Origin of the sequence: Plantactinospora sp. BC1, from assembly GCF_003030345.1 — a bacterium.
Taxonomy (GTDB): domain Bacteria; phylum Actinomycetota; class Actinomycetes; order Mycobacteriales; family Micromonosporaceae; genus Plantactinospora.
On sequence record NZ_CP028158.1, the window covers coordinates 4,563,560 to 4,578,567 of the forward strand.

Here is a 15,008-nt window from a genome sequence, read left to right on the forward strand (position 1 = left end):
GGTCCGGAGTCCCCTGGTACGCGACGGTGCGGAGGACCATCGTGGTCCTCCGCACCGGTCGTGTCGTTGTCGGTCGGTCAGCTGGCGCTACAGGTCGGTGACAATCCCGTGCCGCTGCCGGTGCCCTGGAAGCCGAACTCGGTCGACTGTCCGGCGGCTATCCGGCCGTTGTAGCTCACGTTGGTGAAGGTGACCGCGCCGCTGGTGCCACTGCGGTTCGCGTTCCAGGAGTTGGTGACACTCGCACCGGACGGCAGGGTCACTCCGACCGACCAGCCGTTGGTGCCGGAGGAGCCGGCCGTCACCCGTACCGTGGCGACGAATCCGCCGTTCCAGGAGTTCAGCGACACCGTCGCGGTACAGCCGCCCGGCCCCTGGGTCGGCGGGTTGGTGGGCGGGTTCGTCGGCGGGTTGGTCGGCGGGTTGGTGGGCGGGTTCGTCGGCGGGTTGGTCGGGGTGACGCCGTTGTTCAGCGCGCTGAGCGTCGCGTCGTACGCCGGCTTCTTGTTGCCGTTGCAGTCGAACAGCAGCGGGGTGCCGCTGCTACGCCACGAGTCGCAGTCCCGCACGCCCCAGACGGTGATGCCGGTGCAGCGGGCGACGGCGAGGCAGTCGTTCACCACGTTGCGGTAGGTGTTCGCCTGGGTCGTGCCGGAGCCCTCGATGTCCAGCTCGGTGATCTGTACGTCGACGCCGAGCGCCGCGAAGCTGGAGAGCGTGGTGCGGTAGTTGCTCGGGTACGGCGAGCCGCTGTTGAAGTGCGACTGGAGACCGACGCAGTCGATCGGTACGCCCCGGGTCTTGAAGTCCTGCACCATCCGGTACACCGCCTGGGTCTTGTCCCAGGTCCAGTTGTCGGTGTTGTAGTCGTTGTAGCAGAGCTTGGCGTTCGGGTCGGCGGCGCGGGCGGCCCGGAAGGCGGCCTCGATCCAGTCGTTGCCGGTGCGCTGGAGGTTGGAGTCGCGGCGGGCGCCACCGTTGCCGTCGGCGAACGCCTCGTTCACCACGTCCCAGGAGTCGATCTTGCCGGCGTAGTAGCTGGCCACCCGGGTGACGTGGTTGAGCATGGCCTGCCGCAGCGCCGTACCGCTCATGTTCTGCATCCAGCCCGGCTGCTGCGAGTGCCAGGCCAGGGTGTGGCCCCGGACCTTCCAGCCCCGGCTGATCGCGTGGTTGACGATCCGGTCCGCGTTGGTGAAGGTGAACTGGTTCTGCTGCGGCTCGGTCGCGTCGATCTTCATTTCGTTCTCGGGCGTGGCCTGGTTGAACTCGCGGTTCAGCACGGTGCTGTAGGTGCTGTCGCTGAGCTTGTTCGCCGCCACGGCCGCGCCGAAGTAGCGCCCGCCCCGCTCCGCCGCCGACGCGCCGAGCGTCGTCGCGGCGTTGGCGGAGCCGGCGAAGGTGAGGGCCGCACCGGCGGCGAGCACGCCGACGGCGAGTGAGACCAGTGCGGCACGTGGGCCGGGCCTCGCCATCAGGCGTCTGGGGTCAGGGACGGTTCTGCTGCTCATGACCTGTTGCCTCTCGGATCCGGGAAGGGATGGTGTGCGGGTGTGTCGTCGATGTGCCCGTCCGTTGTGGTGCCGGCTCGGTGGACGGTGTCGGGTGGAGTGGGTGGGCGGCCCGGGGCGACCCGAGCCCGGACAACCTCGGCGAGCCCGGCGCAGAGGTCGCGGTGGCGACTCGTGTCGCGGTCTGAGCGACGACCACGGCACTCGGCGCCGGCGGGGGCGTGAGCCCGTGTCACGGGCACGGGACGGGGGTTCGGAGACACCCGACCCTACCGCTGTATCGACAGGGCTCGATTTTAGGAGGCTAACGGAAAGATTCCGAAACTTCAATCGGGCCCACTCTAGTCGTATCGACGCGGGTAAGGATATGGATAGCTTTCACCGGTCTTCCGGCGACCGGCTGGGTCGGACATACCCGCTGGTCACCGGCATCAGGCAGAACGGCGTTGCGTGAGCCGGGCTAAAGCACGGACGGCCGAAACTTTTCGCCGTACGTGCCGCATCGCCGGCATCGTCCGTCCTTAGTGGGATTCGTCGACAACGATGGATGCGGTCCGGATCGCGGCGATCTCACGAGTCCGGGTCGGCGAAATTCTCCCGCTCGGCCGATGACGACCCGGCGGCACCGGCTTCGGCGGCGACCTCCGCGAGCCGCCGCCGCAGGAACGCCCGTTCCGGCTCGTTGCCGACCAGGTCGAGTGCCCGACGGTACGCCGCAGCGGCCTCCCCGGCGCGACCCAGCCGACGCAGCAGGTCCGCCCGGGCGGCCGGCAGCAGGTGGTAACCGGCCAGCCGGCCCTGCGCGTCGAGCGCGTCGAGCAGCCGCAACCCGGCGGCCGGACCGTCCCGCAGCGCGATCGCCACCGCCCGGTTCAGTTCCACCAGCGGTGACGGCGCCAGCCGGGCCAGTACGTCGTAGAGCGCGACCACCTGCGGCCAGTCCGTACCGGCCACGTCGGCGGCCTCGCCGTGCAGCGCGGCGATCGCGGCCTGTACCGCGTACGGGCCGGGGCGGTTGGTGAGGGCGTCCGGCACGAGCCGACGGCCCTCCTCGATCCGGTCGCGGTCCCAGAGCGTGCGGTCCTGCTCGTCGAGGAGTACGAGGTCGCCCTCGGCGGTGCACCGGGCGGCCCGGCGGGCGTCGACCAGCAGCAGCAGGGCGAGCAGCCCGGTCACCTCCGGTTGCCGGGGCAGCAGCCGGTGCAGCAGCCGGGCCAGCCGGATCGCCTCGTCCGCCAGGTCGGCCCGGACGAGCTGTGGGCCACTGCTCGCCGCGTACCCCTCGGTGAAGATCAGGTAGATCACCCGGAGTACCCGGGGGAGCCGGGCCGGCAGTTCGGCGGCGTCCGGGACCCGGAACGGGATCCGGGCGGCCCGGATCTTCTGCTTCGCCCGGCCGATCCGCTGGGCCATCGTCGGCACCGGGACCAGGAACGCCCGGGCCACCTCGGCGGTGGTGAGTCCGGCCAGGCAGCGCAGGGTCAGCGCGATCTGCGTCTCGCCGGGCAGCGCCGGGTGGCAGCAGGTGAAGAAGAGCGCCAACCGCTCGTCCGGCAGGTCGCCTCCGTCGGTCGGGTCGGGTGCGGCCGGCCCGTCCCGGATGGCCTCGGCCCGGAGTACGGCCAGCCGGGCCGCGTAGGCGCGGTCCCGGCGGAGCCGGTCGACGGCCCGGCGCCGGGCGGTGGTGAGCAGCCAGGCCGCCGGACGGGTCGGCACACCCTGCACGGGCCAGTGCAGCAGGGCCGCCTCGATCGCGTCCGAGGCGACCTCCTCGGCGAGGTCGAGGTCGCCGAAGTGCCGGACCAGGGTGGCGAGCAGTCGCCCGCGCTCCTCCCGGAACACCCGCTCCAGAATGTCGACGGTCGGCCGCTCGCCACCCGACACGGCTATCCGCCCTGACCGCCGTCGACGCCCTGACCGCCGTCCATGCTCGGCCGGAGCCGGTCGCTCGGCCGGAGCCGGTCGCTCGGCGAGAGACGGTCGCTCGGCCGGAGCCAGCCGATCGGTCGCCCGGCCCCGGGGGACGGCGTAGCGCGGGTCACGGCTGCTCGAACTCCATGATCGGTCGAATCTCGACCTTGCCGCGCAGGGCGCCGGGGCAGCGGGCGGCCCAGCCGATGGCGGCGTCCAGGTCCGGCAGGTCGACCAGGTAGTAGCCGCCGAGGATCTCCCGGGTCTCCGCGAACGGGCCGTCGGTGACGGTCGGCTCGCCCTCCCCGCCCGCCTGCACCGTCGTGGCGGTCTCGGTGCCCTGCAACGCCTGGCCGTCGAGCATGACGCCCGCGTCGGCGAGCAGTTTGTCGTACGCCCAGTACGTGTCGATCTCCGCCTGGATCGCCTCCGGATCGGTCGAGTCCTGGGCCGGGTCGCCGTAGATCAGGAACATGTACTTCACGCCAATCTCCTCCGTCTCGTTCCGCCGAACCGGCCGCCGGGCGTCACCGGCTCGCTCCGGATCCTCGGGCAGCGGACTGCTGCACAGCATGACGACGAACGGCCCCGGCCGGGAACGACAGCCCGGGCCAAGTTTCCGCCGACCTGCCCCCCGCGTCTCCAGGACGGAGAATGGTGCGATGCGCATTGCGGTGACCGGCGGTGCCGGGACGGTCGGACGCTCGGTGGTCGAGCACGCGCTGGCCGAGGGGCACACGGTGGTGGAGATCGACCGGCCGTCGGCCCCGTACGCCGGCAGCGCCGTGCCGGCCGGGCTGGTACGCCGGCCCGCCGACGTGACCGACTATCCGGCGCTGCTGCGGGCGCTGGACGGCTGCGAGGCGCTGGTGCACCTGGCGGCGTACCCGAAGCCGTGGGGCGAGCCGGACCACGTGGTGCACAACGTCAACGTCACCGCCAGCTACAACGCGCTGCGGGCCGCCGTCGAACTCGGGATCACCCGGGTCTGCCTGGCCTCCAGCGTCAACGCCGTCGGCGGCGGCTACAGCCGGAAGCCGCGCTTCGACTACTTTCCGCTGGACGAGCGGCACCCCAGCTACAACGAGGACCCGTACAGCCTGTCGAAGTGGCTCGGCGAGGCGCAGGCGGAGAGCTTCGCCCGCCGGTACGCCGGGCTGACCGTCGCCAGCCTGCGGCTGCACGCGGTGGTACCGACCCGGCCGAGCACCCGGGCCGGTTCGGGGCAGTGGGCGCTCGCCGTCCGCGACCTGTGGGGGTACACCCTGGCCCGGCCGGCGGCCCGGGCCTGCCTGCTGGCGCTCACCGCCGACTTCACCGGCCACCAGGTCTGCTACGTGGTCGCCCCGGAGACCACCTCGGACATCCCGAGCGAGGAGCTGCGCCGCGAGCACTACCCGGAGGTGCCGGTCCGCGGCGAGCTGCGGGGCAACCAGGGCTTCTTCGACTGTACGAGGGCGGAGCGGCTGCTCGGCTGGCGCCACGACGAGTAGCCGGGGCGCCTGCGGCGGCGGACATCGCTCCGACAGCTCCGCTTTCCTTGACAAAAACAGTTGTCGGTGACAGGCTTGCCGCATGTTCGACATCGCAGTGATCGAGGACCCGGCGGCGGCCGAGGTGTCGCTCGACCCGATCCGGGCGCGGCTGCTGGCCGAGCTGGCCGAGCCGGCCTCGGCCACGATGCTCGCCGCCCGGGTCGGCCTGGCCCGGCAGAAGGTCAACTACCACCTCCGGGCGCTTGAGCAGCACGGGCTGATCGAGCTGGTCGAGGAGCGCCGCAAGGGCAACGTCACCGAGCGGGTGATGCGGGCGACCGCGGCGTCGTACGTGATCTCCCCGGTGGCGCTCTCCGCCGTGCGGCCGAACCCGAGCCAGTCCCCGGACCGGCTCTCGGCGCGGTGGCTGCTGGCGCTCGCGGCCCGGCTCGTCCAGGACGTGGGTGCCCTGATCACCGGCGCGGACCGGGCCGAGAAGCGGGTCGCCACGTTCGCCATCGACGCCCAGGTGCGATTCGGCTCGGCGGCCGACCGGGCCGCCTTCGCCGAGGAGCTGGCCGGGACGGTCGCCAGACTCGTCAGCAGGTACCACGACGAGTCCGCGCCCGGCGGCCGCGACCACCGGGTGGTGATCGCGCTGCACCCGCACGTCCCGGCCGACCCGGAGAGCCCCGAACCGACCGGTTGAGCCCGGCCACCCGGTACGGCCGCCCGGTACGGCCGCCCGGTACGGCCGCCCGGTACGGCCGGACAGAGACATCCCCGCAAGGCCGGCACGGTCGGCCTGATTCCGCACGTCAGCGAATTGGAGACTTCTACCGTGGGACACGAATTCGAGCTGCGCAAGGAGATCGAACTGGCCGGGACGCCGGACCAGGTCTGGGCGGCGATCGCCACCGGCCCCGGCATCGACTCCTGGTTCATGGGACACACCGAGGTGGACCCGCGCGAAGGCGGGCGGAACACGTTCGCGATGGCCGGCCACACCGAGGAGTCGACGGTGACGGCCTGGGAACCCGGCAAGCGGTTCGGATACGCCACCGAACCCGGCCCGGACGGCACGTTCATGGCGATCGAATATCTGATCGAGGGACGTGACCAGGGCAGTACGGTGCTGCACCTCGTGCAGAGCGGTGTGCTCGGCGACAACTGGGAATCCGAGTACGAGGCGATGCGCGACGGCTGGGACATGTACCTGGCCACCCTGGCCGCGTACGTGCGGTACTTCCCGGGCCGGCACGGCACCCAGGTCGCCGCGTTCCGGCCCGGTGCCGGCGAGCCGGACCAGGTCTGGGCGGCCGTGGCGGAGGCGTTCGGCATCACCGGCGCGATCACCGAGGGCACGCCGGCCCGGCTCACCCTCGACGGCCTGCCGCCGATCGAGGGAGTCGTCGACATCACCGGCCTGCCCACCTATTTCGGGGTACGCACCGACGACGCGCTCTACCGCTTCCTGCACTCCGGTACCGACCGGGGCAGCGTGCTGGTCCTCGGCCACCACATCTTCGCCGACGACGTGGACCAGGCCCACGCCGAGCGGGTCTGGCAGGACTGGACCGCCCAGCTCCCGATCCGCTGACCCGAAGCCGGCGCCACCCGGTGTACGACCCCGGAGACGGATCGGGGTCGTACACCGGGTGGAGTAGTGATTTCGACTCCGATCGGCAGACGTGCGACGGCACCCCCGCTCCCTAGCGTCGGGGCATGGCACAACGACGTCTGCTCTGGGTCGGGCTGGCCGTGGCACTGGTCGGGCTCACCCTCAACCTCGGCTGGTTCTGCGGCCCGCCGCACGTCTGGCTCGACGACCCCAATCTGGTACCGATGCCCGAGGCGCTGCCCGGCTGGTGGGTGATCGCCACCGGCGTCGTACTCCTGCTCGTACTCGTGCTCTGGAGCCTGCGGCCGCGGAGCCGGCGGTGACGGCCACCCGGCGGAAGGTGCTCGGCTGGCTCGGCGCCGGCACCGGCCTGCTCGTCGCCCCGGCCGCCGGATACGCCGGCTACCTCTGGGCGGAGTCCGGGCGGAGCAACGTCGGCACGCTGTCGTTCCGCAACCGGCTGCCGATCCCGCCGCTGCTGCCGCCCACCGTCGACGCCGACGGGCGCAAACGGTTCCGGCTCACCCTGGCGGCCGGCCGCACCGAACTGCTCCCCGGCACCAGCACCACCACCTGGGGCGCCAACGGACCGATCCTCGGCCCGACACTGCGGGCCCGGCGCGGTGACCGGGTCGCGGTCGACGTGACCAACAACCTGCCCGAGACCAGTTCGCTGCACTGGCACGGCATGCACCTGCCGGCGGTGATGGACGGCGGTCCGCACCAGCCGATCGAACCCGGCCGGACCTGGCAGCCGTACTGGACGGTCGAGCAGCGGGCCGCGACCCTCTGGTACCACCCGCACCTGCACCGGCGTACGGCGGCGCACGTCTACCGGGGGGTCGCCGGCCTCTTCCTGGTCGACGACGACGAGGCCGACACGCTGCCGCTGCCCCGCCGGTACGGCGTCGACGACATCCCACTGATCCTCCAGGACCGGAAGCTGCACGACGACGGCACACTCGACGAGTCCGGCCTGGAGTTCGGCGGGTTCTCCCTCACCGGCCTGCTCGGCGACCGGATCCTGGTCAACGGCGGCTACGACCCGTACCTGGAGGTCGACGCCGAACTGGTCCGGTTCCGGCTGCTCAACGGCGCCAACGCCCGGGTCTTCTCCGTCGGGTTCGCCGACGACCGGGAATTCTCGCTGGTGGCCACCGACGCCGGACTGCGGGACGCGCCGCTGCCGCTGCGCCGGCTGATGCTCTCGCCGGGCGAACGCGCCGAGATCGTCGTCCGGTTCCGGCCCGGCGAGGAGGTGCTGCTGCGCGGGTTCCCGGCGCCGATGGGCGGCAACGCGCTGATCCGGCGACTCGCCGGCGGTGCCGACACCTTCGACCTGCTGAAGATCGTCGCGGCGCCGGCCCTGCGGCCGTCACCCGCGCTGCCGCCCCGGCTGGCCGCCGCGCCGCCGGTGCCGGCGCCGACCCGGGCCGAGCCGTACCGGATGACGATGGGGGACTTCCGGTTCGACGAGCGGGTGCACGACCCGACCCGGATCGACCGGGTGGTCCGGGCCGGTTCGGTGGAGACCTGGGAGATCGGCAACACCGGCGGGATCCCGCACAACTTCCACCTGCACGGCGCGGCGTTCCACCTGCTCGACGTGGACGGCCGGCCGCCGGCACCGCACCTGGCCGGGGAGAAGGACACCGTGTACGTACCGCCGGGCGGCCGGGTCCGGCTCGCCGTACGCTTCCTGGCACATTCGGACGTACGGACGCCGTACATGTTCCACTGCCATCTGCTCGCCCACGAGGACGCCGGCATGATGGGACAATTCATCGCCGTCTCCGCCCGGGACGAACCCCGGGTGCCGGCCGACCTCGCCGGCACACATCCGGGGCACGGAAAGTGAGGTCCGATGCGCCGCCTGGAGTGTGCTGCTCGCGCCGGTCAGCGCCGTCACCCTCACGGTGGCGACCGAGGTTGCCGGCGGAGCCGCCGGCTGAACCGCGTCGGTGTGGATCGGCCGGTGTATCCCGGACCGGTGGGGTCACCGGCGTCCGTGGGTGTCGGGGGCCGGGGCGGTGTCGGGGCCGGTCGACCGGGTGCCCCAGAGCCGGTCGGCGTTGCCCTGCCGGACGGCCTCCTCGTAGGCGCTGACCTTGTTGCTGATCAGGTCGAGACAGTCGTGGAGTTCGGCGATCCGGTCCAGTACCCGCTGCCGGTGTGCCCGGAGCAGTTCGAGACGTTCGGCCTCGTTGCCCGGGCCCTCGCCGACCAGTTCGGCGAGGCGACGGATCGCGGCCAACGGCATTCCGGAGGCCCGGAACTTCGTACAGTTGTCGAGCCACTGCACGTCCCATTCACTGTAGACGCGACGGCCACCGCTGCTCCGGCGCGGCCGGGAGGTCAGCAGCCCTTCCCGCTCGTACAGCCGGAGGGTGTGCACGCTCAAGCCGGTGCGTTCGGCCACCTGCCCGATGCTGAATTCCGCAGGAGTGTCGAGCATGGCCCGGAGCATACGCGCGCGTTGACCTAGACCACGGTCTAGCGAATAGCTTCGCTCGCATGACGGTGAGAGCAGGCAATCGGGATAAAGGTTTCGATGTCCGGGGCGGGATCGGTGCAAGGGTTGGGGCCGGGGCCGGGGGGACGGCTGGGTTCGGTGGGACGGCCGGGTTCGGGGCACGGAGTACCGCCGAGGAGGTGTTGCGGGGGATCGACCTCTCCGGCCGGCTCGCGCTCGTCACCGGCGGGTACTCCGGACTCGGCCGGGAGGCGACGGCGGCGCTCGCCCGGGCCGGCGCCCGGGTGGTCGTACCCGCGCGGCGGCCCGCGGTGGCCCGCGCCGCGCTGGCCGGGATCGGCGGGCTGGAGGTGGACGGGGTGGAGGTCGACGGGGTGGAGGTCGACGAACTCGACCTGGCCGACCTGGGCAGCGTACGGGCCTTCGCGGACCGGTTCCTGGCCTCGGGCAGGAGCATCGACATCATGATGAACAACGCCGGCATCATGGCCTGCCCCGAAACCCGGGTCGGCCCGGGCTGGGAGGCACAGTTCGGCGTCAACCACCTCGGGCACTACGCGCTGGTCAACCTCCTGTGGCCGGCGATCAGGCGGGACGGGGGAGCCCGGGTCGTGGTGCTCACCTCCCGGGCCCAGCACCCGTCGGCGATCCGCTGGTCCGATCCGCACTTCACCCGTGGCTACGACAAGTGGCAGGCGTACGCCCAGGCGAAGCGGGCGAACGTGCTCTTCGCGGAACGGCTCGACACGCTCGGCCGGGAGGTGGGGGTGCGAGCGTTCTCGGTGCACCCCGGGCACATCCTCACCCCGTTGCAGCGGCACCTGAGCCGGGAGGAGATGGTCGCCGCCGGGTGGGTGGACCTGGACGGCAACCTGGTGGACGCCGAATTCAAGACGCCGGAGCAGGGGGCGGCGACCCAGGTCTGGGCGGCCACCTCGCCCCAGCTCGCCGGAACCGGCGGGCGGTACTGCGAGGACTGTGCCGTGGTCGACCAGGAGTTGGACCCGGAAGGAGCGGCGCGGCTGTGGACGCTGTCGGCCGAGTTGACCGGCGTCGACGCGTTTGGGACCCGGCCCTGACCTTGGCGCAGCTCGGGGTGTGCGCACAGCGGTGGGCAGACGCGCCCGGTGTCGGGAACGCCTGGCATGGCGTACCCGATGCGGGGCGGGCAGCCGGCGGCACCGCCGGTGCTGATCGGGTACGAGCCCCCTGCGGTACGCTGACAGCCGCCGTCAGGTCGCCTGGCGTCGCCCGCCCTCGTAGCTCAGGGGATAGAGCAACGGTTTCCTAAACCGTGTGTCGCAGGTTCGAATCCTGCCGGGGGCACCCCAAAGATCAGCGAAAACACCATCTGACCAGCGGATACGTTCAGTGGTCGATGTGATCGCGTAGGCAGCCGTAGGCCGCTCCGAGCCGCCGTTTGTCGCCAGTCGTGCAGAGTACGTGCAATGATCTTGGAGCCTTTCGGGCGCATGTTTGCGCAGCTCACAAGGCACAAAGGCGAGGAGGCCGCAGCATCGGCTACGGCCTCTCGAACCCTATCGGTGATCGTCACGCGGACAGCGCCGCCTCGATCCGCTCGTTCATCCGACTCCGGTCCCCGTCAATGCACTTCGCGTACACCCTGAGCAGCACGTCGACGGAATGACCCGCCCGCTCCGCGACCTCCGGAGCGGGTAGGCCCGCGTTCAGCCAGAGCGAGACTCCGGCATGCCGCAAGTCGTACGGCCGCCCCGCCAGCGGCGACGCCACAAGGTCCGGTGGCAGGCTCAACGCCCGCGCCTCTTCCCAGACCCGGGAGTACGTCGAGGACGCCACCACGTTGCCCCGCTCACTGCGGAACAGCCGGCCATCCTTGCCGACGCCGAACCGTTCGATGTGCCACCGAAGGAGCCCGACCAGCTCCGGCGGAATCGGTACCTCCCGCGCTTCCGTCTCGCCCCGGTGTTTCAACCCGCGATCGTCGTGCACCTCACCGCTGTCGGTGTAGCGCTTGCCCGCCGCCGGACGGGACTTCTCCACCGTCAGCAGACCCCAACCCGACTCGGGCAGGTGGCAGTCCCGCTCCCGCAGGCCCAGCGCCTCACTCGGCCGCAGCGCCGCAAAGTACAGGCAGGCGTAGAAAGCGCGTAGCCGCTCACCTCGCCGCCCGTCTCTGCCGCGCCGGCCGACGTACGTCACTGCGGTCAACAGTTCCCGCGCCTGGCCGACGTTGACCACCACCCGCCGATCGACCTCCGCCGTCACCTTTCGCCGAGCCGACCGTACGCGCGCCGCCTGGTCGTCGTCGCGGCTGCTGGCCGCCCATCCATCCGGAGCCCGAGCGCGTCCAGGGCCGGCCGGATCACCGAGGCTTCCGCCAGGGACGGCAGTGGACGCGATGCCTTGCCAAGCCAGCGCAGCGCGGCGATGACCTCCGTCGGTTGGTCGAGTTGCCGAGCGGCCGGCGGTAGCTCGTACTCCCGAAGCGCCCGACGCAGCAGCGCCGCATCGGGACGGCCGGGCAGGTCCTGGATGAGCAGCCCGGTCACGGCCGCGAGCGCGTCTGTCATGCTTTCCCGCGATTTCGCGGCGGCACCCGGCCATTTCATGTCGACGTACCGCCGTACGAAGGCAAGCCAGGTCACCGACTCCTGTGGCGGCACCATCGAACCGGGCAACCCGGTATCGGTGTCGAACGCCTCGCCACGGTTGACGGCCTGCATCAGGTCCGAGCGGAAGTTATCCGCCAGAGCACGAGTGCCGAAGGTCCGAGACTTTGGCTCCGTGCCCACAACCCACCGGACGGTGTACGACTTCTTGCGCTTGGCCAGGGTGTTGACCTGGATACCGCGAATCCGTACCTCGCGCGACTTCACGCCGCCTCCCGGTGCTGGTCCAGCCAGGCTCGCAGGTCACGCCGCTTGATCCGTAGCTCACCGTTTGGCAGCTTGATGCACTCCGGTGCGACGCCCAGCTCACGCCACCGGTAAAAGGTTCGCCGCGATACACCGTTGAGCGCGGCGAGAACCTGAGGAACGGTCAACAGGTCGTTGTCCATAGGGGTGGTTTCCTCCAGGAGTCAGGCTGCGGGGACGAAAGTCTGTGCGGTTGCCGAAACATCGCCGGACGCCCGTTGCCGGGCGGTGTCGAGGTCTGTTCGCCAGCGGATGCGGGCTGAGATGGCGCGCAGGATGCGGTGTTCGAGGGGTAGGACGTCGGGGTCTTCGGGGCGTGCGAGTTCGAACCGGTACCGCTGCGGGTTGTCGGCCGTTGTCTGGTCCTGGCCGTGTCCGTCGCCCTGGTCTCCGTCGGCCGGATCGGTGTCGGCCATGCCACCAGCGAGGATGGCGCGAATCCAGGCCCGGTTGTCCGCCCGGTGATCGGCGAGGGTCTTGCCGGACCACTGCCGGGAGACGAGAACCCGCCGGCCGGTGAAGCCGAGCGTGGAGCGTTGGTGGACCTTCCCGGTACAGCGGCCGGGGGTCAAGCCTGCCTTGACCCCGTCAGGCTGGACGCCGTAGAGGAGCCAGTTGGCGCAGGTGGGCGAGCAGGGCAGGACGGAGAGTTCGGCGTGGAGCCGGTCGAAGTGCGCCTTCTGCGCGTCGGAGCGTGGTCGGGCCTGGTCGGTCAGGTCCTTGGTGACGTACTTCGTGACGTAGCGGATTGACCGTTCCGCGTCGCGGGTGCCCTGCTCGATGCCGCGTGCGTCGATCCGGCCGAGCCGGGCGACGTATGCCGGTCGGGCGGCGGGTTTCTCCAGCTCGTCCAGGGCGTGCGACCACGGGGTCAGCGGCTCGCGTGTCTTGGGGTCGACGTACGCCTGTTGCTCGACATCCCACACGGGCGGTTTGTCGACGGTGTAGCACGGTTCGTTGAACGCTGGCCACCACACTTGGTGGTAGGTCGCGGCGGCGATCTGCTTGAGTAGCCGCCTCGGGAGGGTGCCCCGGATGGCGAAGTGTGCGTGTGGCGCGAGCCGGCGTTGTAGCTCGACTGCTCCGGCGTATTGGACGTTCCAGCTGTAGTGACCATGAGCGTTGTTGACGGCGTGTCGGCTTGATCGATGGAGAGACCTCCGGCGAGGTGTGAGGTGCTGACGCCCATACCTACCGGAGGTCTCTATGGCCCACCGTAACGCCCGGCTGGAAAGTGGCCCCCTCGTCCCTGTGTCGGGCCACCCTCTCGTGGATGTGGGGCGACCCTCTGTGCTCCACGGGGGGGGTGGTGTTGACGGGGGGGCGGGTGTGGGCCGGGGGGGGGTGGGGTGGGGTGGCGGGATGTCCGCAAGCGCCGCTGACCCGCGGACGTCGCACCGTTTCCGGGAAGGAGTGGCTTCCCGACCCCGCGAAGCCACTCCTTCCCGGAATTGGCGTCCCCCCCGCATCGTGGCGGGAGGTCAGGTGGTGGCGCGTTTCACGAGGGCGCTGATGCGGGTCTCTACGTCGGGGGTTAGGGCGGTCAGGGCGAAGGCGGTGGGCCAGATCGGGCCCTCGTCCAGGTTTGCCTGGTCGCTGAAGCCGAGCGTCGCGTAGCGGGTCTTGAACTTGGCGGCGGGCTGGAAGTGGCAGACGATCTTGCCGTCAAGGGTGTAGGCGGGCATCCCGTACCAGAGCTTCGAGGCGAGCGCGGGGGCGCTGGCGGTGACGATCGCATGGACACGTTCGGCCATGATCCGGTCGGAATCCTGCATCTCGGCGATCTTCGAGAGCACGTCCCGCTCCGCCTCCGCCGCCTTGTCCGCCCGGGAGCCACGGCGCGCTGCCTTCTTCTGCTCTTGGGCGTGTTCCTTCATCGCGGCGCGCTCTTCGGCGGTGAAACCCTGGTAAGTCCTGTTGCCGTCGCTACTCATGGTTGACACTTCCTATCGCTCGGTACGAAAGCCAAGATCGGCAGTGTTGGCCTGGCCGTACTGTTCGTACGAGGTGGAGACGGCCTCCCACTGGAAACCGTCCGGGTCGGCGAAGGTGCCGGCACTGCTGCCGATGACGAGGCGGTGTGATCCGGTGCCGTCGGGGGAGACGCCTGCGTCCTTGGCGGCGGCACGGCGGCCGTAGAGGGCCAGCCTGATGCCCGAGGTGGCAAACTCGACGTACTTGCGACCGAAGCTTCTGGCCACGGGCAGGCCGCGCTCGACATAGCAGCGCTTGGTCGCGGCGACGTCGGCCACGCCCAGCAGCAGGACGATATCGTCGACGTGTCGGCTGGCCGGGCCGGTGTTCTTCTTCGACGACGAAGCGATCTTCCAGATCGTGCCGTACGGGTCACGTAGCACCCCGCCGTAGCCCCAGAAACTCTTCGCGGCCGGCTTCAGTGCTGTCGCTCCGCGTTCGACGGCGGTGTCGAAGTAGCTGTCCACAGTGTTCGGCTGGGACACCACCAGCGACATGGCGAACCCGCGAAAGCCGGTCGTGGGTGCCTGCGAGGCGCGTACCCGCACTCGGGCGCCCAGGTCGAAAGCCCCGGAGTAGAAGGCATTGGCGGCGACGGGGTCGGGTACTTCGAGCGTGACAAACTCGATGGAGGACATGGCAGGGCCTTTCCATAACGGGGCGGTTCAGGCAGAAGAGCAGTTCAGGTGGAGTACGTTCAGTCCTGGATCAGTCCCAGGACGTTGCCGTCCGGGTCGGTGACGGTGGCGACGGTGCGGCCGCCACCGACGTCGTGCGCGGGCTCGGTCACGGTGGCGCCTGCGGCGGTCAGTTCGGCGAGTTTCGCCTCGATGTCCGGTACGTGCCAGTAGGCCACCGGCGAGGTCATGCCCTGTGGGCCACCGCCCGGCACCAGCCCGATGTGCTGACCCCCGGTGTCGAAGCCGACATAGTAGGACGAGTCACTCGTCGGCGGCACGCCGAGCAGAGCCGCGTACACCGCCTTGGCCTTCGCCAGGTCCGACACCGGATGCAGCACGGTCTTGACTCCCTGGGTGGCAGAACCGGCCATGGTTACTCCTTCGATCGCTGGTCGCGGGCCACCGTCGGCCCGGTCGGTTCGGGTACGCAGACAGCGTCTCCGCCGGCACGTCCGGTGCGGATCCG

The 15,008-nt window shown here is 70.8% G+C and carries 17 protein-coding genes and 1 tRNA gene; 7 read left to right on the forward strand and 11 right to left on the reverse strand.

Annotated elements, in window-relative coordinates:
• Window positions 1-77: 77 nt before the first annotated feature.
• From C6361_RS19940 to C6361_RS19950, 3 genes are all read right to left on the reverse strand, one after another.
• Window positions 78-1,511: an endo-1,4-beta-xylanase gene (locus tag C6361_RS19940; RefSeq protein ID WP_369930168.1), complete on the reverse strand. Its 1,434-nt coding sequence runs from the start codon at window positions 1,509-1,511 to the stop codon at window positions 78-80.
• Between the two features lie 570 nt (window positions 1,512-2,081).
• Window positions 2,082-3,395 (reverse strand): RNA polymerase sigma factor, encoded by a 1,314-nt coding sequence (locus C6361_RS19945; protein WP_107268632.1) that lies wholly within the window; start codon window positions 3,393-3,395, stop codon window positions 2,082-2,084.
• A gap of 154 nt (window positions 3,396-3,549) precedes the next feature.
• The gene (locus C6361_RS19950; protein ID WP_107271050.1) at window positions 3,550-3,906 is read right to left on the reverse strand and encodes a YciI family protein; all 357 of its coding nucleotides are present in this window, start codon (window positions 3,904-3,906) and stop codon (window positions 3,550-3,552) included.
• A 178-nt stretch (window positions 3,907-4,084) separates the two neighbouring features.
• Here C6361_RS19950 and C6361_RS19955 point away from each other — a divergent pair, with 178 nt between their 5' ends.
• From C6361_RS19955 to C6361_RS19975, 5 genes are all read left to right on the forward strand, one after another.
• Window positions 4,085-4,915, forward strand: a complete 831-nt coding sequence (locus C6361_RS19955) for an NAD(P)-dependent oxidoreductase (protein WP_199853026.1) — start codon at window positions 4,085-4,087, stop codon at window positions 4,913-4,915.
• 82 nt (window positions 4,916-4,997) lie between these two features.
• Window positions 4,998-5,606, forward strand: a complete 609-nt coding sequence (locus C6361_RS19960) for a helix-turn-helix domain-containing protein (RefSeq protein ID WP_107262417.1) — start codon at window positions 4,998-5,000, stop codon at window positions 5,604-5,606.
• A gap of 132 nt (window positions 5,607-5,738) precedes the next feature.
• Window positions 5,739-6,497, forward strand: a complete 759-nt coding sequence (locus tag C6361_RS19965) for an SRPBCC domain-containing protein (RefSeq protein ID WP_107262418.1) — start codon at window positions 5,739-5,741, stop codon at window positions 6,495-6,497.
• A 125-nt stretch (window positions 6,498-6,622) separates the two neighbouring features.
• Window positions 6,623-6,841, forward strand: coding sequence for a hypothetical protein (locus tag C6361_RS19970; RefSeq protein WP_107268634.1), 219 nt, complete (start codon window positions 6,623-6,625; stop codon window positions 6,839-6,841).
• On the forward strand, window positions 6,838-8,376 hold the full coding sequence (locus C6361_RS19975; RefSeq protein ID WP_159079391.1) for a multicopper oxidase family protein: 1,539 nt from the start codon (window positions 6,838-6,840) through the stop codon (window positions 8,374-8,376). Before C6361_RS19970 ends, C6361_RS19975 begins: the two co-directional genes overlap by 4 nt.
• A gap of 138 nt (window positions 8,377-8,514) precedes the next feature.
• On the opposite strand, the gene C6361_RS19980 is transcribed toward C6361_RS19975, so the two are convergent.
• Entirely contained in the window at window positions 8,515-8,973 is a 459-nt protein-coding gene (locus C6361_RS19980; RefSeq protein ID WP_107271052.1) for a MerR family transcriptional regulator, read from the reverse strand.
• Between the two features lie 110 nt (window positions 8,974-9,083).
• Between C6361_RS19980 and C6361_RS19985 the strand changes: the two genes are divergently transcribed.
• Both C6361_RS19985 and C6361_RS19990 read left to right on the forward strand, forming a co-directional pair.
• Entirely contained in the window at window positions 9,084-10,070 is a 987-nt protein-coding gene (locus tag C6361_RS19985) for an oxidoreductase (protein ID WP_304598551.1), read from the forward strand.
• 174 nt (window positions 10,071-10,244) lie between these two features.
• A tRNA-Arg gene (locus tag C6361_RS19990) sits at window positions 10,245-10,317 on the forward strand.
• A gap of 225 nt (window positions 10,318-10,542) precedes the next feature.
• Here C6361_RS19990 and C6361_RS19995 read toward each other — a convergent pair.
• Genes C6361_RS19995 through C6361_RS20020 form a run of 7 tightly spaced genes read right to left on the reverse strand, consistent with a single transcriptional unit; the run spans window position 10,543 to window position 14,913 of the window.
• Entirely contained in the window at window positions 10,543-11,238 is a 696-nt protein-coding gene (locus C6361_RS19995; RefSeq protein WP_234358904.1) for a tyrosine-type recombinase/integrase, read from the reverse strand.
• Window positions 11,235-11,849, reverse strand: a complete 615-nt coding sequence (locus C6361_RS38255; protein WP_234358905.1) for a hypothetical protein — start codon at window positions 11,847-11,849, stop codon at window positions 11,235-11,237. The genes C6361_RS19995 and C6361_RS38255 overlap by 4 nt, the downstream gene beginning before the upstream one ends.
• On the reverse strand, window positions 11,846-12,031 hold the full coding sequence (locus tag C6361_RS20000) for an AlpA family transcriptional regulator (protein ID WP_107268636.1): 186 nt from the start codon (window positions 12,029-12,031) through the stop codon (window positions 11,846-11,848). The genes C6361_RS38255 and C6361_RS20000 overlap by 4 nt, the downstream gene beginning before the upstream one ends.
• A gap of 21 nt (window positions 12,032-12,052) precedes the next feature.
• The gene (locus tag C6361_RS39265) at window positions 12,053-13,357 is read right to left on the reverse strand and encodes a replication initiator (RefSeq protein ID WP_369930176.1); all 1,305 of its coding nucleotides are present in this window, start codon (window positions 13,355-13,357) and stop codon (window positions 12,053-12,055) included.
• 12 nt (window positions 13,358-13,369) lie between these two features.
• Entirely contained in the window at window positions 13,370-13,822 is a 453-nt protein-coding gene (locus C6361_RS20010; protein ID WP_107268637.1) for an iron chaperone, read from the reverse strand.
• Window positions 13,823-13,834: 12 nt separating this feature from the next.
• Window positions 13,835-14,500, reverse strand: a complete 666-nt coding sequence (locus C6361_RS20015) for a glyoxalase (RefSeq protein WP_107268638.1) — start codon at window positions 14,498-14,500, stop codon at window positions 13,835-13,837.
• Window positions 14,501-14,559: 59 nt separating this feature from the next.
• Window positions 14,560-14,913: a VOC family protein gene (locus C6361_RS20020; protein ID WP_107260644.1), complete on the reverse strand. Its 354-nt coding sequence runs from the start codon at window positions 14,911-14,913 to the stop codon at window positions 14,560-14,562.
• Window positions 14,914-15,008 lie beyond the last annotated feature (95 nt).